Below are 19,302 nucleotides of genomic sequence, written 5' to 3'. Positions count from 1 at the left end.
TTTATTTGTGTGTGTCTGTTTTCTGAGGCTCTACCAATACAATATTGGGTTTAGGAGCTGGCTTCATGCCATTCCCAAAATAGAAACCAGTGTGCGGAGGCTGATTATAGCCCACATTTTGCCAGGCCACACTCAAGCGGTATTGTGGATCGTGCATCAAGGTATAATTGCGGTGTGTAGTAGGAATGGTTGTGGTATAAATGCGCAGGCTCTGATTGTCATAAGCACGAAAAATCACCTCTTCGCGCCAATCGCCAAAAAGATCCGCACTTAGTGCGGGTGTAGATTTTGTGCCATTGTTAGATACGCAGCCATCCGCTGTAAAAAGCCGTCCTCCATTATATTTATCTATGTGGTTACCATCTAACAGCTCTCTTGATAAATCTCCATCCCACCAAATCAAGAAGTTGGTTGAGCGCGGCTGATTACCGATTCGATTTCCTTTGAGGTCATATAAGCCATTAGAACCCGACCACCACATCTGGGCACCAATGCGGGTATTGTCTATGTTTTCGGCTACTCCACGGCCAACATCTTCATCCTCCGATCCCCGCCATAGGATTTCACCGGTTTTGGCATCAAAAACAGCCACACCGGGACCTTTAGTACCTTCTTCTATCTCATGAATTCCAAAAGCTTCCAAACCCGGACGTTCCGGATCCAAATCGCTCACATGAATTGCATCACCATGCCTTAAACCTGTCGTATATAAGCCTTTTCCATTGTCATCAATACACATTGATCCAAAGATAATTTCATCTTTACCGTCACCGTCAACATCAGCAACCGACAAATTATGATTCCCCATACCGGAATATGGATTTCTCGCATCCTTAGAATCAAAAACCCAACGGGAAGTCAGTTTTGCATTACGCCAATCCCAGGCCGCCAGAACTGTACGTCCGTAATAACCACGGCACATCACCACGCTGGGATGTACACCATCCAGATAAGCAACACAAGCAGTAAAACGATCTACCCGATTACCCGTATTGTCATTTTTACCATTTCCGCCACGTCCGCCCCAGGCACCGATATCCCCACGGCCGGGGATATAATCTGCAGTAGCCAATGCTTCGCCCGTTTTACCACTAAAAATGGTAAAAAATTCCGCTCCGGACAGGATTTTTCCATTGGCATTACGCCAGTCTTTATTCGGATCGCCAATTACGGTACCTTTTCCGTCCACGGTCCCATCTGCTGTTTTACAGGCAAATTCGGCAATGCCATCACCATCCAGGTCATAGACCATAAACTGCGTATAATGCGCACCTTCTCTGATATTTTTACCCAGGTTAATTTCCCATAAAAAAGTACCATCCATTTTATAGGCCTGAAAAATTGGCGGGTCGGTAATCCCATTAGAGGAATTATCACGACCACGGCCTGTTTGATGTAATATGATATCATATTCACCATCTCCATCCAGGTCTCCCACAGCAATGTCATTCGGGGTATACCCTGCCGGCGTGCGCAAAGGTATATTGAGATATTGCTGTACGGGTGCATTTGCAGGCAGACTGAACGGTTTGCTAGACTGCTCCTCCCGCCCGTTCAATACTGGTTTTATATAATAGGCATTGGCCTCTGTATTTGTTGCCTGAATATCTACATAATTGGTGCTCCCGGTAATTGGAGTTTGATTCAACTTCACAGCGGCCTGTTTTCCAGTTTGCCTGTACAAATTAAAAGCAATATCATCGGGATCGGTTCCCAACATGCGCCACCCTACATACACAGAATCAGCACTTTGCCTGACTGCCACCAGTCCGCGACCCAGCTTCTCCATCTGCCTTTGTGCGTATAAGCTTTGCTGAACAGCCAGAAAGGCTATGATCAGAAATAAATGTTTAATTAAATGGTAACGATACATATTTGGTTTGTTTGCTGTTTAGATCCCGGAGAGCGGATCAGAATCCCTGGTTTAATTTAATTCTTGGTTTTCACTTTACAGATAAAGCAGGTCCAATTTGAAAATAAAAAAACGCTTAGGCATCCTGCACACTCCTGCTCCTAAAATAGAATTTAATCAAGATTTGCAACAAAACAAGTGATAATCGTCAGAAAAACGTTTATGTCATAAAATCAACGTACTTTAGTATCATCAATTTTACACGCAGAAAAGCGCATTTGAATGGATTAATTGTCACTTTTCTTTAAAACAGGACGGTACAGGTTGCGCCTATACCTGAATAAACCTTAGGTTTAAACCTTTAATTGTGAACCAAACCATTGTTTGAGTAAAAAAGCACCCTTGGTGGTATGAATAATAAAGAGAACCTGTCTGACGAAACTTTACTGGAGTTACTCAAAAATGAGGACAGGCTGGCTTTTAATATACTTTACAACCGATATTGGAAAAAGCTGTATAACATCACCAACAAAAGGATTAAGGATCGGGAAGCCGCAGAAGAGATTGTACAGGATCTGTTTACCAGTTTATGGCTCAACCGCAAAAAAATCCACATCCATACTTCTTTTGAAAACTACCTGTACGGATCGATCCGTTACCTGATCATTGCCTGTTATCAAAAACAAGCCAGTAAACTGAAATTTGAAGAAGGATTTTCAAAAGTAAATACGATTACGGACAATACGACAGAGAACGCCATCCTGACTAACGATTTGATTCAGTCGCTGAACCGTAAAATATACCTGCTTCCCGATAAGTGCAGATCCGTTTTTGAACTGAGCAGAAAGGACCACAAAACCAATAAAGAAATTGCAGTGGTGATGGGCATCTCTGAGAAAACGGTGGAAAACCACATGACCAAAGCCTTAAAAATCCTACGCCTTAGTTTCACTTCACTAACGATAGCGGGCATCACCTGCCTGAATCAACTCCATCACTGGCTACATTTTTAAGGTGTAAAACAGCATAATTTAGTGCTGCTGTTTTTTTAAAAAAAATATTTTACTTCCAACTAGGGGTTAGGTCTTCAAATCTTCACTACATATATAACCAATATATAAACCGACACGACTTAAACGGGAATGAAGATCTCAACAACTCTAATTGACAAATATTTAAAGGACTCATGCACGGCGGAGGAACGCGAACTCGTACATGCATGGTACCGCTCATTTGAATATGAGGAAGAGCCTTTAGCAGGTCTGTCTGAGCTACAACAACAAGCGCTTAACCAACGCATGCTTGATCAGATTGATCGTAACATTTTAAAAAGCGAAAACCAATCCTCAAAGAAAACAACTTATTTCAGATATTTTTCCATTGGCCTGGCAGCTACCCTATTGGTACTGCTCGGCCTGTTCCTCTTTCAAACCGAACAACCGGTAAAAGTTAAACACAAAATTGAGATGGCTGCCGTGTCGGACTTGATCATGCTACAAAATGATTCAAAAAAAATGAAGCGACAAGCTTTGTCTGACGGAACCATCATCTGGCTAAAGCCACAGTCTCAAATTGTCTATCCCAAATCCTTTGCTGGAAATAAATTCCGCGAGGTAACTTTAAATGGGGAAGCTTTTTTTGATGTAAAACACGACAATGCGCAACCTTTCATTATCAAAACCGGCCATGTCCTAACCAAAGTATTGGGTACCAGTTTTAATGTAAAAGCTTACAACAATGCAGAACGTGCGGAGGTTTCAGTGGTTACGGGTAAAGTGCTGGTCTATCTGGATAAAAAATCAGATGACAAACATACCAGTGAAGTTTACCTGCTGCCCAATCAAAAAGCAGTTTACGCTAAAACAACTCAAGATCTGCACAAGGAAAAAGACCTGAGCTTGAAAATATGGGAAAAAGACAACTTTACATTTGACGATACACCGATCATGGAAGTGGTTAAAACTTTGGAAAAACATTTCCTGGTACACATCCAAATTCAAAACCCTGAAATTAAGAAATACACCTTAAAGGCTGATTTTAGCAAACAGAACTTACCTAACATACTGGAATTGTTAAGTAAGTCTATGGACATCAGCTACGAGATTTTAGACCAGCAGATATTAATCAACAAAAACGAATAAGCGCAGCAATGGCTGTGTAACTAACCAAATAAATATGGAGGAGCACCATGTGAACGAATAGAAAACGAGCGGCATAATTAAATGAAAAAGGAGTAAAGAAGTGGTGGGCACTTCCTTACCCCTAAAAAGTACTGATCAGGACATTGAAAACAATGTGCCAGATCGCTAACTGTCTTATTTCTGGAAAATAAAACCAAATTAAATATATGAACTTTAATTTAAAAGTCTCTATTGACTTACGTTATATTATGAGAATTACATTGAGCCATTTAATTCTATTTTTCGTATTCACGGGGGTAACCTATGCTTCTTCATCCAAAGCACAAGGTGTTCTGAATACCAATATTAGTGTTAATGTAGCTGACATGAGTCTTCGGGATGCCTTGAAGCTTATTGAAAAAACAGCCAACACAAAATTTGTCTACAGCAATACGCTGATCAATGCCAGCCAAAAGGTATCGATCCATGCGGATGCGGAAAAATTAGCTGATGTGCTGCAAAAGCTATTAACCGATAATGGAATTGCTTTTGAACTGTTCAATCAACAGATTGTATTGAGCAAGGCCAAAACTGTAGTAGCCACGACCACCGAAGGAAAAACTGCGGTTGCTGATGTGGTGCTTACCGGTAAGGTGACAGACGATAAAGGAGAAGGCTTACCAGGTGTGAGCATCAAAGTGAGTGGAACTACCATTGGTACAACCAGTAACAGCACGGGTAATTTTACCTTAAGTATTCCGGCAGATAAAGCCAATGGGAAACTTCAGTTTATTTACATCGGCTTTGAAACCCAGGAAATAGCCATTGCAGGCAAAACGACCTTCAGTGTGAAACTACTGGAAGAAAGAAAGTCTTTAAGTGAAGTGGTGGTTATTGGTTACGGAACACAGAAAAGAAGTAATGTGACCGGATCCATTGCCAGACTAACGGCCGAGGCGATTGACGAGCGTCCGATTACACGGGTAGAACAAGCCTTACAAGGTCAAATGGCAGGTGTTACGGTTAGAAGTACTTCAGGTTCTCCAGGAAGTGATCTGGTCGTTAATGTACGTGGTGCTGCTTCGTTATCTGGCTCAGCAACTCCTTTGTACATTGTAGATGGTGTGCCTTTGGACAACATGTCTGGTATCAACCCGTCCGACATTGAATCTATCGATGTGTTGAAAGATGCTTCATCGGCTGCAATTTACGGTGCCAGAGGTTCAAATGGTGTGGTATTGATTACAACAAAACGCGGCAAAACAGGCAAACCTGTATTTAGTCTTTCGGCTTATACCGCTGTTGCCAATGCTGAGCGCAAAGTAGATGTGATGAGCTCTGATGAATGGATCGATTTCAACAAAAAATATCTGGATAGGTTATGGGTTAATGCGACTAAACAAAGCGCAAGTGTGAGCCAGGCCGATCGTATTGCTTATGCCCAATCACTGGCTCCTGCAGGGACTGTGTACCAGACAAGAGATCAATTGTTAACCATTAAAAATGCTTACGGGATTTATGATCCATATTGGGGAACCAGTGCCATTGAAAAAATAGACTGGCAGGATGAATTGTTACGCTCAGCCCCGGTAAACGATTTGCAACTGAGTGTTGCCGGTGCAACAGATCAGATCAATTATTCGATATCGGGAGGTGCATTTAACCAAAAAGGTATTGTTGTAGGTTCGGGTTTTAACCGTTATTCTTTTAGAACAAATGTAGAGGCTAAATTGAGCGATCGGGTAAAAGTTGGATTGAGTCTTGCGCCTTCGATCGGAACCACTACCGGAACCAACGTAGATGGAAAAGACAATGCAGTTTCACGCGGTTTAAGTTTCCCGGGTTGGGTATTGGCTGGCAGTGGCAACATGGCCGGTGCAGATCCGTACAAATATTATGATGGCTGGGGACCTGGCGCTAACAACGTAAGCCCTTATGTTCAGGCTGTTTACAACGATCGGAAAATTTCTGACTTCAGATTGAATACCGCTTTGAATACAACGGTTAAGATTATTGATGGATTAAACTTTAATGGGTTAATTGGCTGGAATTACAGAAACAATTCGCAGAGAACGTACAGTCCGACCTGGATTCAGGGTACCTGGAACACGGCAACACCGGGTTCACTATCTACGTCAAGAAAACAAGGCACATTCTCCAATAGCTTATTGTACCAGGCCACTTTAAATTATAACAAAGAAATTGGTGACCATTCCATCGATGTATTGGTTGGAGCTACCCAGGAAACGTTTAAAGATGAAACCAGCGACCAGGGATATACAGGTTTTCCAAATGACAAGACTTTCATCTTTGACATCACCAGAGGTACAACCATCAATCAGAATTCGATCTATGCATCCAGCAATGCCATCCAATCTTTGTTTGGCCGTGTTCAATATGCTTACAAAAACCGTTACTTATTATCTGCATCCATGCGTCGTGATGGATCTTCTAAATTCGGACCGAACAACCGTTGGGGTAGCTTCCCCGCCATCTCTGTGGGATGGAAAATCAGCGAAGAGGATTTTGCGAAACAACTGGAATGGTTAAGTACGACCAAACTGAGGGTAAGCTGGGGACAAGCCGGAAATGACAGGATCGGAAGTTCCAATTTCCTTTCCAATATGGCGGCCCTCAATTATGTTTTTGGTGAAACGCAAACTATTAACAATGGATTTGTGGTCAGCAATATTGCCAACACAAAATTACACTGGGAAAAAACAGACAGTTACAACTTCGGTTTAGACCTTGGTGTATTGAAAGACAGGATCACCTTGTCAGCAGATTTGTATTATAAAAAAACATCTGATTTATTATTACTTGCCCCGGTTTCATTGACTACAGGATTTTCTACTATGTACAACAACATTGGAAACCTGGATAACAAGGGATTTGATCTCCAAGTGAACACCATTAACTTTGTGGCACCAATTAAATGGTCAACATCATTTAACATTTCAGTAAACAGGAATAAAATCACCTCCCTGACCAACTCAAATGCAGATATTAAACTTGGACAAGGCAATACAGTTATTCAGCGTGTAGGTTATCCGATTAACTCTTACTACCTGCTGGATGCAGTGGGTGTATTGAGACAAAATGATTTTACTCAGGATGCAAGTGGTAATTATACTGTACCTAAAATCCCAATTTACTCTGGGCAAAAACCAGGTGATACGAAATACCGTGATGCAAATGGAGATGGTAAAATTGATGCCAATGATTATGTTGTTGCCGGAAATTATCAGCCTAAATTTGAATGGGGTATGACCAATACCGTTTATTACAAAAACTGGGATCTTTCGGTGTTGGTACAGGGACGTGTAGGTGGTGATTTACTATCTATCGGTTCGCGTGGATGGAACAGAGCTACCGGCGATACGCGCTATAATTATATGGAGAGCTGGTTAAACAAGGCATATTGGTCTGAAGAGGATCCTGGAGATGGCAAAGTACCTGCATTTTTCTCTGCTGTTACCAGTCAGTATGATACCAACTGGTTGTACAGTGCCAGCTACTTACGCATCAAAAATATCACTTTAGGATATAACCTTCCAGTACTTAAAAAAGCATTCAACAAAATCAGATTGTACGCTTCTTGTGATAACGTATTCTTATGGGATTCTTATTATCCTGGCTATTCTCCGGAAGCAGCTACACAGGATAATGCCTCGGCCGATTGGGGTTCTTACCCACTTGCCAGGACAATATCCTTTGGATTATCAGCTAAATTTTAATCTACACTTAATTCAGGAACATGAGAACTTATAAAAAATATATCATTTTATTTGCAGGTGTGGGGCTAATGGCATTGCAGTCCTGTAAAAAAACTATAGATATCCAGCCGATTGAAAACAATACTTCAGGCCAGTTTTACAGCAATGAAATAGAAGTAAGACAAGCAGCAAACGGAATTTACGCACGCTTGGGCAGAAATGGCACCAATACGGATTTTGCTACAGATTATTTCTTCCTGGCTTCAGAAAACCGGTCAGACTTAGTTTATCTTGGCGGAGAAACCAATGCGCAAAATGATCAGCTTGATTTGAGAAAATATTTATTGACCTCAAATTCTGGTATCGTTTCTTCCATTTTTGCACGGTTGTATCAGATGATTAAAGAGGCGAATAACCTATTGTATTTTACCAAAGAGGGAGAATATATGCGTTACCGCGCAGAAGCTAAATTTTTACGCGCCTATGCTTATTCAGAACTGGCCCGTTCATTTGGTCCGACAGCATTGATTACCCAGCCGATCGAAAATCGCGATGCCATCTTGTTGCCACGCGCTCCTTTGCCTGAGATCTATGCACTAATTGTAGAGGACCTCAATTATGCCGCTGCTAATTTGCAAAAAGTCTATACCGGTGCTGATGCAGGCCGTGTTGGAAGCGTAGCTGCGAAAGCACTGCTTGGTCAGGTATACATGACTATGGCTGGATATCCACTAAATGACGCAACTGCTTATGCTAAAGCAGAAACTACATTTTCTGGTATCATTACAGATGTTACCGCCAGATTTGGACCTGTATATGCAGACCTCTTTACATTGGCCAATGAAAATAAATACGATTTATTCTCCATTCAATTTGTGTCTGGTGCATCAAACCTGGGTTCCAGTTTACCCGGTTACATCACGAGTTCTGCATCATCCGGAAGTCCTTATCCGGAATGGGTATTTAATTCTTACACCACACAGGGTCAGGATATCCGTGTAGATACTTTGTTAATTAAGGAAATGAAACTGAGCAAAGACCTGCGCTTTAAAGCAAGTATTGATACCGGCTTTTACAATGCCGTGCTTACATCCAGCAATGCAAATACGCGGACTTTCGTCTTAAAAAACATCATTACCAAATTCCTGGAGAAAGACAATACCAACTCCAAAATCAAAGCATGGAACGATTTCCCGAGAAACTTCCCGATCATTCGTGATGCAGATGTGTATTTATTGTACGCAGAAGCGCTGATCCAAAATGGAAAGGCAAACCAGGCTAAAGAATATGTGGATAAAATCAGAATACGTGCAGGAATAGGCGCCTTAGCTGCCACTCCAACTATGGCGGACATTAAACGTGAGCGCAAGTTTGAGTTTATTGGTGAAGGCCGCAGGTATTTTGACCTCGTAAGATGGGGAGAAGCAGAAGCAATAAGCACCCTGTCAGCATTCGCTACGCACTACCATTCAAAAACAAATGGTCAGCTACCAACAAAAAGGGACCTATTGTTGCCAATTCCTCAAAGTGAATTGAATACACGCAACAACTGGCAACAAAATTTCAATTATTAAGCGTAAATCATTTTCATAAAAAAAGAGGGGTACCTAACGGAATCCCTCTTTTTTTATGAACTAAATCCTTTTTTTAAGCGGCTAAAACTTATCTGTATTCCTCACCTGTAATTTCTCAAAAGAAATCACATCTGACCTCGAAGCCCAGGCCTCGTACAGCGCATTTAATTCTTTTACTTTAGCAGGATTACTGCTGCTCAAATCATTCAGTTCAGAGCGGTCTTTCAACAGATCAAACAGATGCCATTTATTGTCCGGATAATTAGAAACCAATTTCCAATTGCCTTGTCTTACCGCACGATTCCCTTCATGTTCAAAGAATAATGCATCATGTCCCTTCCAGCTTTGTCCTTTAAATAAAGGCACCAAACTCAAACCAGTGGTTGCTTTAATTTTCTGATCTTTGTAAACGGCTGGATACTTCCCTCCTGCCAGATCCAGGCAAGTCGCCATCATATCGATGATATGCCCTGGTTGTGCAACTGTTCTACCTGCTTTAACTATGGAAGGCCCGTAAGCGATAAAGGGTGTAGCAGTTCCACCTTCATATTCCCAATGTTTGAACATGCGAAATGGTGTATTGCTGACATTTGCCCCTGGAAAGCCGTAGGCAGTAAAAGAACTCGGATCACTGGATAACTTTTTACTGCTTTCATAAATTTGAGGTAAAAACCCATTAGGGTTGATCGTCTCGTTGCTGGCACCGTTATCCGATAAAAACATAATTACGGTATTGTCTGCCTCTCCAAGTTCCTTCAGTTTGGCACGCAACCGACCAATATTCTGGTCCATACGATCAATCATTGCCGCATACACAGCCATCTGATCGTCCCAGTAAATCTTTTCCTGTTGACTCAGACTATCCCATTCGGGTACCTTTCCATCTCTTGGTGAAAGTTTGATTTGCGGGTCAATAATTCCTGCAGCCTGCATTTTCTTGAACCTTGCGATTCTCAATTTATCCCAACCCTGCATGTATTTACCTTTATATTTCGCAATATCTTCTGGTAAAGCCTGCAAGGGCCAATGTGGCGCCTGATACGCTAAATAAAGAAAAAACGGTTTCCCGGAGTTCTTGTTTTGCTCAATGAACTCCAGCGCGTGATCGGTATAAGCATCTGTAGAATAGTAATTCTTTCCTGGTGTAAATTCCTGGTCATCCAATGCAATAGTCAGCTTTTGATTTGGACGATATGGATAAGGCCCGAAATAACTACCAGCACCATCAATCAAGCCAAAGTAACGATCAAAGCCACGTTTGCGCGGCCAGTGTTCAGGTGCTTGTCCAACATGCCATTTACCCGCCATCAGTGTAGTATAGCCATAAGGTTTCAATGCTTCTGCAATGGTTACGCAATTTTGATTCAGGTAGCCCTGATAAGCGGGTTCCTTGCGGGTATTCATCATGTCGCCTACGCCCGCCTGATGCTGATACAGACCCGTCAGCAAAGAAGCCCTACTTGGGCAACAGCGAGAAGCATTGTAAAACTGCGTCATTTTTAAACCCTTTGCAGCCATTTCATCCAGGTTTGGGGTGCTGGTCTCAGAACCAAAACAACCGATATCTGAATAGCCCATATCGTCGGCCAGTATGACGATGATATTTGGTTTCTTTGCTGGCGGATCCGTATGCTTTATTGCAAATCCGGTTGTTGCCGATGAGAACAATGCGAATAAGATGATTTTGTGTAACATATATTGGTATTAGTAATTTATTGAACCTGGTATTTTGCAGTCGCTACTATTGGAACGCCATTGTTTGTGATGCCCTCAGTACGAATGCTAATGGTTGATTTTGGCTCTGCATTCAAAAAGCTGAGGGTGGCCCTCCCCTGTGCATCAGTTTTTAAAAGCGGAGCCCAGAAAATGGTGGTGCGTAAATCTTTTTTTGCACCGGTTTGATCCTGATAAACCGGGGTATAAAAAACACGGGATTTATAGTAACCTGGAACCGTGGTGGTTAAAACATCCAGATTTGCACCCCCGAAGGCAGTTTCTTTCAGGTCAAGATTGATTAAATAAGCATCCTCACCACCATTTCTGATCATGTGACGTACCACAACCTTATTAATTTGATCCATTGGTAAACTATAGTAATCGTCGCGATCAAAAACATCTTCCCTCCGGTTTACAATAAACCTTGGTTTCGCTTTTTTTCCTCTTGTAATGAAAGCAATTCCATCCGTAGTATCTGAAAGCGACACAGCCCCGGGAACCTTGGTCAGCAAGAAATGTTCTAAACCTTTATAATCATAGTCAGCCGGAGTAATCACGTACTCCAGATCCGGATAGCCAAAACTGGTCAGCGTCTCATCCCAAAGTCGCACTGTTTTTTTATCCTTTCCGTCAATCACTACCTCTTTTAAACTAATGGTATCATTTATCTTCGCAATCCGGTTTAGCAACATCCGCTTAGCCAATTCGGTATTGAACATGGCCAAATCCGGACTTTTCTGCTCTGGCCCCGCAGGAAGATCAATTTTCATCGGATTTTTAAACAGTGAATCGAGCAAAATCCATCCGCCCGACTTTCCTTTATCATCTTTTGAAGTCAGCTTGATTGCCTGATCTCCGGTCCAGTTTAAACCATCCAGAAAATACCGGCCATCAGCCATGCTTTTGGTCATGTATATTTTATCACCAACCAGTCCATTGCCCATTAAAGTAATGTTCATGTCTGGAATTGGCTTACTACCTACTTTTTGCCTTACCCTGCCCGAAAGGGTGATGCCTGGTTCAGGCATAAAGCTCAGCAAAGGTTTTGATTCGGCCAGCCTTTTCCACAAATAATCCCGCCAGCCTTGCGTCATCAACAAAAGGTCCAGCTGCTTTAAGCGACCGGCATTTTTGGTATCAAAATATCGGTCCGGATCCTGTATTTTACCTTTGATCTCAGATTCCAGTAATAAATACGAGGTAATGCTGCTTCCATTTGCAGGAACAATAGCATCTACCGCAGCTAAAGATAAGTAAGCCTGAACAGGTTTACCACTTTGATCAGAAGCCTTTACAGTCAGATTCACACGCTCTTTTGGTTTATAGCTTGTTTTATCACTTGTCACAGACAAATTAATTACAGCGCCTGGGACATAGATTAATCTTTCACAATGCGGCCTTCCCTGGTTGTCATTCAGTGTAATCGCAGTCACACCCTGCGGCAGATCTTTTAGAGGAACAGATACTAAAATCTGAGATTTATCGACTTTAATATTGCCTGCATAAAATGAGTTACCGCCATGCCTCAGGTCAATGCTCAACTCCTTGCCTTGCAGTTCGGCCAGCATGGGCTCATTGATTGAAATCGTTGCTTTTACCTGTAAAGAATCGGTAGATACATGCATAGAAATTCCTTTAGCTAAGGCATCAGGAAGCACTGAAGTCACCTTTTTACCGTTTGCAAACAAGGCTTCCACACGATATTTGACACCTGCAACCGGTTTAACGGTGAATATGCCCATTCCTAAATCGGTACTCTCAAACGAACTGATCGTTTCACCGGTTTCCGATACCAGTTTACCACTGATCTTGCTCCCGTTCCCATATTGATCTACAGCCTTAAAAGCCACGATGCTCATCAAATCATTCACCAGTGATCCGCCTTCCGGAAAAAACTGAATGCTTTCATTAAGTGTTGCACCCGCCACATCATTTACTGCAACTTGTTTTTTTACAGCAGTTGCATTTTGACCTTTCAATGGAAGTGTATTACTTAGGTATATTTCCTTCTGAAAAACAAACTTATCTTCAAAATTCCGCATCCAGTTGGTATATGCCCTTAATTTATACCATCCACTGGGAATAGAATCTTTGAGTTTAAAATCTCCTTTCCCCAATCCCTGATCCATGCGGATTACTTTACGGTCGATAATTTCAGATGCAGGCGAAATGAGCTCGACATATAAATTGTTACTTGTTGAAGTTAAACTGGCACTTTTTCCATTGACCAGGTAGGCTGTAAACCAAAGATCCTCACCCGTACTGTAATAATTACGGTCGGTATGGAGGTATGTTTTTTCAAAAAACCAGGTTATACTTTTAGCGGGAGCAGTTGTGGTGGTCGGAACTTTTTCCTGTGCCAGACCAACAACAGGCAGAAGGCTTAAAGAAACTAGGATTGCAATTCGGTTCAGGTTCATTTCATATTGGGTTAAATGTTTTGGAGCGTGTAGGTGACGCCAGCCCTGGTATCGGCAATGGTTTGATAAACGACACCCAGACTGGTTTTTAGTTGTCTGGATTCTGTTTTGAGTCCGTTTATTTTTATCGGAGATTTGGTTTGCAAAGTAATTTGTCCACCGCTTTTTGAAAGAATAGTCGATTTCGTCAACATGTGATTTTCCCAATACAAATCTATCACAAAGCCACCTCTGGCTACCAGGCCTTTCACTACGCCACTTTTCCAGCTGTCTGGCAAAGCCGGCAGCAGCTGTACGGTACCCAGATGACTTTGCAGAAGCATTTCTGCAACGCCGGCTGTTGCACCGAAATTACCGTCAATCTGAAATGGAGGATGGGTGTCAAACAGGTTATTTAGGGTTGAGTTTTTCAACAATTCCTGGTACATCTTATAGGAATGATTGCCGTCCAGCAGTCTGGCCCAAAAGTTAATTTTCCAGGCTTTACTCCATCCGGTGCCCTCATCGCCACGCGTTTCCAATGTTTTACGTGCGGCATTGGCATATGTCGAATCCAGCAATGGCGAGATTTCCCGCCCGGGGTGCAAACCAAACAATTGAGAAACGTGACGGTGCTGCGGGTCGACATCTTCCCAGTCGCCATACCATTCCTGTAAATTACCTTTCTTTCCGATATGTAAAGGGTAAAGTCTGGCATATTTAGTTTTTAGCATCGCTGCAAATTCTTTATCCACATTCAAAACCCCGGCAGCTTCAATAACATTGGTAAAGAGATCACGAATGATCGACATGTCCATAGTCGACGCAATGGTTACCACTTCCTTGTTTCCATTTGGAAGAATATAACTGTTTTCAGGAGAAGTAGAAGGTGCTGTAACAAGATAACCATCCTTTTCTACCAGCCAGTCCAGACAGAACAAAGCTGCGCCCTTCATCAGTGGATAGGCCGTATCTTTTAAGTAATTTTTATCTTTAGTGAAGCGGTAATGCTCGTATAAATGCTGGGAGAGCCAGGGGCTACCCAAAGACCAGTTGGCCCATTTGGGATCTCCTGTTCCCTCTCCTACCGGATTGGTTTGCGCCCAAATGTCGGAGTTGTGGTGTACCGCCCAGCCAGACGCTTTGTAATAGTTTTGTGCTGTACTTTTACCGTTTACCGCCAGGTGTTTGATTTGAGTAATTAGAGGCTCTGTTAATTCGGAGAGGTTACAAACCTCGGCCGGCCAGTAATTCATTTGTAAATTGATATTGGTGGTAAAATTGCTTCTCCAGGATGGTCTGATCAATGGATTCCATATCCCTTGCAAATTTGCAGGAATACCGCCCGGGCGTGAACATGAAATTAACAGGTATCTACCAAATTGAAAATACAATTGTTCCAACCCAAAATCTGCTTTTCCGGATTTATAATTTGCAAGTCGCACATCTGTAGGCACATCTACCAATAACTTTCCGGTATTATTGATGGAAAAACTTAGCCTGTTGAAGTAGTTTTGATAATCTTTAACATGCGCAGTTTCCATTTGCAGATAAGGCTTCTTTTCGGCCGCTTTCAAATCATGGAGTGCTGCGGCATTTTCATCTTTCCCATTCAGATCGGGATACACGTTATAACCGTTGTAACTGGTTGCACCAGATATGAGTACCAGAATTTCTGTGGCATTGCTGACCTGTAGTAAACTATCAGTGCTCACTTTACCATCTGTACGGATTACTTTGATCCTCGCCTGGTAACGCATGCCGTTATGACGGAGACTATCGTTATATATGATCGGTTTGGGGTTCCGGCGTTCATCTGAATAGATACGTGCCTTTCCTTTCAAGATAAGTTCATTGCTACCAGCAGCTACTACCTGATGCTCAAGCTCATTGAACAAAGACAAACTGATGTTCAATGCCTTTAGTTTACTTGACCGGAGCCGCATCACCATAACCTGATCTGGAGCTGAGGAAAAATATTCACGTGTATATCGAACGCCGTTTACTGTAAACCGTGTGCTTGCAATCGCGGTAGAAATATCAAGGTCCCGGGTATAATCGGTAACTGTACCATCCACTACCTGTTTCAAAATCACATCCCCCAGGGGCTGATACATATTGGTATTTGGCCCCTGCATTTTACGCATCAATTTACTGGCATCTCCACTTCGGCCTTCAAAAAGCAATTTCCTAACTTCAGGTAGGTATTTTGGTGCTTCAGGGTTTGGATTTGGATTAACCGGACCGCCAGTCCACAAAGTTTCTTCATTCAATTGAATTAACTCTTGCTCTACACGTCCAAAAATCATAGCACCAAGCCGTCCGTTTCCAATTGGCAAAGCCTCGTCCCAGTTTTTTGCAGGTTGTTTGTACCAGAGTCTCAACGTCGCAAACGCATCAATTGATTTTGAATTTTGGGCCTTTAATACAAGGCCATTGGCACAGACAAAAAGGGCAAGCAGTGTAATTTTGTATCTCATTTCAATAGCTTAAATCCCAGTGCCAAGTCGGGATAGCTATATACATGCGATTGACAAGGGGATAAATTTGGTTCTGTGAACTTAAAAAATATCTCCCGCGCCAGCAACCTGTGGCATCCTGCTTATTTAACGTCCAAAAGCATCATAATTATCCTCAGCATATTTTTCATAACGCTGCAAGAGCTTGATATTGGCCTGTTCAATAGGGGTCAGTTCTTTGCCCACATCATTTGATATCGGGATATACCATTCCACGGGATCAAAAAAGTCGCGAATGCTGCTTTTTTTAAAAAAGTAGCCATGTCTGGCAAAAACCGTGTTCTTAATGATTTGCAAATCCAACTTACGGAGGTTTTTCAATTGAGCAGCCTTCAGCAAAGTATTCGAGGCATTGATTTCAAAAATCTGCGGAGAGGCGCTTCGAAAAAGGACCATCACTGAGGTATCCACCTTTCCATCATCCAAGGTATCTAAACGGGTTTGATCCCGGGAAGTGCTCCAATCGATATAATCGGTTTTCGGCAACATTAAGTTCGGATTGTATACAAATGCTTTCTTTAACAATTTATACTGCATTTTACCCATTTGATCATCCTTTTTGAAACCATTCCACACCCCAATTAAGGTATCGCCTTTCAGTTCAAATTCGTAACGCCCATCGGTTTTTAAACTACCAGATTCATCCATTACAAATCTGAGTTTATCGCCCTCTTCAAACACTTTACCGATTAAAATACGTTTTTTCCCACCTACAATACTCTGCCCTATAACTTCGTTTTTTGTTATTTTTTTGATTACAATATTTATTTTAGCCGGACGCTCATTTCCTTCATAAACATAATCCCCTTCGAAAAGAAAATCACCCACCCAGAAACCGTATAAATCTTTATGAATTTCATCCTGACCTCCAGGATTGGTGTTGGTACCAGATTTATTTTTATCACGGCAAGCGCACATCAGCATCACAATGCTACAGATCAATACTATTTTCTTCATAAGCTTTATACAGGTAAATGCGTTTTATCAACAAGTTAAAAATTATACAACAAAAATCAATAATTACTGTTTTTGCAGCTTCTTCAATTCTTTTTTAGAAAGCTCTTTTTGTAAAACCTCCGGTGAATCTGCTGCTGTATATTCTTGTTGAGCGGCCAGTATCGCTCCCGGATCCGCTGCCGTGAAAAATTTAGGCGTTACAAAACCATAAATACTTTTAGATTCTTTAACACCTTTCTTCCTGGCGTCAATATCTGCCGATTTCAGATAAATGGTGGATAATAAGATCCCATACCGGCTGTTTGAATTGGTTTTACTATTCATTCCCAATACTGTAGAGGGAAAGACCGTTTCTCCAACCTTTACCGAAATACTACCTTTTTTAAAGCCTTTATAAGTGGCAAGTGTACCATCGGCGTGCTCGACAGTAAGTTCATTTGTTTTACTCGTATAAGAAGCCTCATTGGCGGATTCTGTTTCGTACAAATCTTTAACGTCAACGATTATCCCCTTACGCACTGCTACAACCGGTTGCTCGTCCTGCGTATAAAAACGATATACTTTCCAGTCTTCTGGTGTGGTGGTACCAAAATATGTGGTGTATAAATATCCTGCTTCAGCAACCCTGACTTTAGTTCCGCTTTTATAAGGAAGGATATAAACAAAATCAGCATTATACTTTGGATTCAGCTTGCCTCGAAAAGTGTAATACGTATAAGAGAAATTTACCTGTCTGTCTTTATTTTCTGGCTTTGCCGTGTACACTGTTCCGGAATAATTTTTAATCCCGATCTGCTCCTGATCGGAACTGTTAAAATTGCTAATGTCCCCAAACTTAAGTACGATGGTATAACTCCCAGGATCAGGTTTTTCAAACTCCAGATCAACAGAACGGTCTGCATTTACCTTTCGGGTAATTTTTACCGGATTTTCTTGTGCATTCAATTGCCCGCAGCTATAAACAAGCAGCAAACTGAGGATCATCTTTTTTATCATGGATAGAAAACGTTAAATAAGGCCGCAAGGTAAAACATTCAGGTTAAAATAAAGTAAAATCAGCAGCAAATGATTTACCAATGCAAAAAGAAAACGCTGTATCAGATGATACAGCGTTCCCGAAGTTTTTACGTAAAAAAACGTCTTTATTTACTATTTTTTGGCAGCAGGATTCAGATCTTTAAATTCTGCTGCACGGTCCCGACTTGTTTTCTTCAATGAAAATGCATCAAATAGTTCTCCTGAGGTTTTATAGGCTTCAAATTTCAGGTTTTGACCATCTACATGAATCGTTTGAAAAAGCTGGGTATTTTCCAGAGAAACATTCATCCATCTGGCACCATCCACTTTGTACATTTTAGGCCCAGCTACAGAAACCAGATAAACCGGTCCGCTTGCTTCCCTGCCCGATAGGCCACGTGGAAGGTTTTGTCCGCGGCTATAGGTATGGTCATGCCCCTGCAAAACCAGGTCGATGTGGTACTTGTCAAACAAAGGTTTGAACTGCGCTCTAAATTCTTTATTATCCCTGCTTTTTGCTGTAGAAAAAATAGGATGATGAAAGGTAATGACCGTCCAGAGTTTCTTATTCTCTTTTAAAACCTTTTCCAGCCATTCGTACTGGATCTTAGCCGAAGCCTCGTCCAGGATAATCATTTGCGAGTCCAGTGAGATGATGCGAACATTCTGATAGTCGACATAATACACAGATTCTTCCAAGCCTTTAGGTCCATTACCCGGCAAGGTGTATTGAACACCCCAATGTGGATCCAGAATCAACTTCCGGGTGTCGTCCCGTACATATTCATGGTTACCCGGTGAAGGTAAACTCGGGATCATCCCATTGATAAATCCACCTCCATAATGCCATTCGCCCCATTCCTGATCGTTGTTTGACCGGTTAATTAAATCACCTGTATGGATGATAAACCGGGCATCAGGCTGATGTGCAAATGCTTTACGGATGACGCGTGACCATTTTGAACGGATATCATTCTGAGCGTCCCCCAGGTAAATGAAAGAAAAAGGTTTATTGGTATTGGATGCTGTCGTAAATTGAAACCATTCACTCCAGTAGTCGCCCGATCCTACACGGTAGGCATATACCGTTCCTGGTTTCAGGTTGGTAAAAGTAACCTGGTGATATTTTGCAGTGGCATAGTTATTTCCACCAGACAAAATACGGGATCCTGCATCGTAGGTAGTGATGGACTCTTCCAGGGCCGGACTAGAATCTTCGGCTTTGATTTGAGCTTTAGAAGCCATAATCGTGGTATCTGTACGCCAGGTAACCGTCTGACTTACTTCAGGATTTCCGGTCCAGGTTAAAATCACCCGGTCTGGAAAATGTTTCGGATTAAAATCCTGGGCAATTGTTTTACCGATACCTGCCATAAGAAGCAGCGCCGTCAGTACCATTGATCTTTTTAAATTATTCATATTTCAGTTTAAT

The 19,302-nt window shown here is 41.9% G+C and carries 11 protein-coding genes; 4 read left to right on the top strand and 7 right to left on the bottom strand.

The features are described 5' to 3' along the window. Position 1: 1 nt before the first annotated feature. Positions 2–1,873: a rhamnogalacturonan lyase gene (locus IM797_RS10560; protein ID WP_194127071.1), complete on the bottom strand. Its 1,872-nt coding sequence runs from the start codon at positions 1,871–1,873 to the stop codon at positions 2–4. 389 nt (positions 1,874–2,262) lie between these two features. On the opposite strand from IM797_RS10560, the gene IM797_RS10555 reads away from it, so the two are divergent. From IM797_RS10555 to IM797_RS10540, 4 genes are all read left to right on the top strand, one after another. Then, complete coding sequence (locus IM797_RS10555; RefSeq protein WP_194127070.1) at positions 2,263–2,865, top strand: RNA polymerase sigma-70 factor; 603 nt, start codon at positions 2,263–2,265, stop codon at positions 2,863–2,865. Between the two features lie 129 nt (positions 2,866–2,994). Further along, positions 2,995–3,993, top strand: coding sequence for a FecR family protein (locus IM797_RS10550; protein ID WP_194127069.1), 999 nt, complete (start codon positions 2,995–2,997; stop codon positions 3,991–3,993). A gap of 206 nt (positions 3,994–4,199) precedes the next feature. Then, positions 4,200–7,709 carry a TonB-dependent receptor gene (locus IM797_RS10545; RefSeq protein ID WP_228098793.1) on the top strand — a complete coding sequence of 1,170 codons (3,510 nt, stop codon included), beginning with the start codon at positions 4,200–4,202 and terminating at the stop codon, positions 7,707–7,709. A gap of 20 nt (positions 7,710–7,729) precedes the next feature. Beyond that, a complete protein-coding gene (locus tag IM797_RS10540) occupies positions 7,730–9,262 on the top strand; it encodes a RagB/SusD family nutrient uptake outer membrane protein (RefSeq protein ID WP_194127068.1) in 1,533 nt (510 codons plus the stop codon). A gap of 81 nt (positions 9,263–9,343) precedes the next feature. On the opposite strand, the gene IM797_RS10535 is transcribed toward IM797_RS10540, so the two are convergent. From IM797_RS10535 to IM797_RS10510, 6 genes are all read right to left on the bottom strand, one after another. Further along, the gene (locus IM797_RS10535; protein WP_194127067.1) at positions 9,344–10,957 is read right to left on the bottom strand and encodes an arylsulfatase; all 1,614 of its coding nucleotides are present in this window, start codon (positions 10,955–10,957) and stop codon (positions 9,344–9,346) included. A 17-nt stretch (positions 10,958–10,974) separates the two neighbouring features. Further along, the gene (locus IM797_RS10530; RefSeq protein ID WP_194127066.1) at positions 10,975–13,398 is read right to left on the bottom strand and encodes a hypothetical protein; all 2,424 of its coding nucleotides are present in this window, start codon (positions 13,396–13,398) and stop codon (positions 10,975–10,977) included. 11 nt (positions 13,399–13,409) lie between these two features. Continuing rightward, positions 13,410–15,857, bottom strand: coding sequence for a glycoside hydrolase N-terminal domain-containing protein (locus tag IM797_RS10525; RefSeq protein ID WP_194127065.1), 2,448 nt, complete (start codon positions 15,855–15,857; stop codon positions 13,410–13,412). A 126-nt stretch (positions 15,858–15,983) separates the two neighbouring features. After that, complete coding sequence (locus IM797_RS10520) at positions 15,984–16,853, bottom strand: YARHG domain-containing protein (protein WP_194127064.1); 870 nt, start codon at positions 16,851–16,853, stop codon at positions 15,984–15,986. 63 nt (positions 16,854–16,916) lie between these two features. Beyond that, positions 16,917–17,849: a hypothetical protein gene (locus tag IM797_RS10515; RefSeq protein ID WP_194127063.1), complete on the bottom strand. Its 933-nt coding sequence runs from the start codon at positions 17,847–17,849 to the stop codon at positions 16,917–16,919. A 153-nt stretch (positions 17,850–18,002) separates the two neighbouring features. Next, positions 18,003–19,289, bottom strand: a complete 1,287-nt coding sequence (locus tag IM797_RS10510) for a metallophosphoesterase family protein (RefSeq protein WP_194127062.1) — start codon at positions 19,287–19,289, stop codon at positions 18,003–18,005. Between the last annotated feature and the right edge of the window lie 13 nt (positions 19,290–19,302).

This window comes from Pedobacter sp. MC2016-24 (assembly GCF_015223055.1).
Classification (GTDB): domain Bacteria; phylum Bacteroidota; class Bacteroidia; order Sphingobacteriales; family Sphingobacteriaceae; genus Pedobacter.
The sequence above is the reverse complement of the archived record's forward strand: the minus strand, read 5'-3'. Positions and strand labels throughout refer to the sequence as shown.

Coding starts and splice junctions, on each gene's coding strand:
- IM797_RS10560 (WP_194127071.1), bottom strand. CDS start 1,873: ATGTATCGTTACCATTTAATTAAACATTTATTTCTGATCATAGCCTTT.
- IM797_RS10555 (WP_194127070.1), top strand. CDS start 2,263: ATGAATAATAAAGAGAACCTGTCTGACGAAACTTTACTGGAGTTACTC.
- IM797_RS10550 (WP_194127069.1), top strand. CDS start 2,995: ATGAAGATCTCAACAACTCTAATTGACAAATATTTAAAGGACTCATGC.
- IM797_RS10545 (WP_228098793.1), top strand. CDS start 4,200: ATGAACTTTAATTTAAAAGTCTCTATTGACTTACGTTATATTATGAGA.
- IM797_RS10540 (WP_194127068.1), top strand. CDS start 7,730: ATGAGAACTTATAAAAAATATATCATTTTATTTGCAGGTGTGGGGCTA.
- IM797_RS10535 (WP_194127067.1), bottom strand. CDS start 10,957: ATGTTACACAAAATCATCTTATTCGCATTGTTCTCATCGGCAACAACC.
- IM797_RS10530 (WP_194127066.1), bottom strand. CDS start 13,398: ATGAACCTGAACCGAATTGCAATCCTAGTTTCTTTAAGCCTTCTGCCT.
- IM797_RS10525 (WP_194127065.1), bottom strand. CDS start 15,857: ATGAGATACAAAATTACACTGCTTGCCCTTTTTGTCTGTGCCAATGGC.
- IM797_RS10520 (WP_194127064.1), bottom strand. CDS start 16,853: ATGAAGAAAATAGTATTGATCTGTAGCATTGTGATGCTGATGTGCGCT.
- IM797_RS10515 (WP_194127063.1), bottom strand. CDS start 17,849: ATGATAAAAAAGATGATCCTCAGTTTGCTGCTTGTTTATAGCTGCGGG.
- IM797_RS10510 (WP_194127062.1), bottom strand. CDS start 19,289: ATGAATAATTTAAAAAGATCAATGGTACTGACGGCGCTGCTTCTTATG.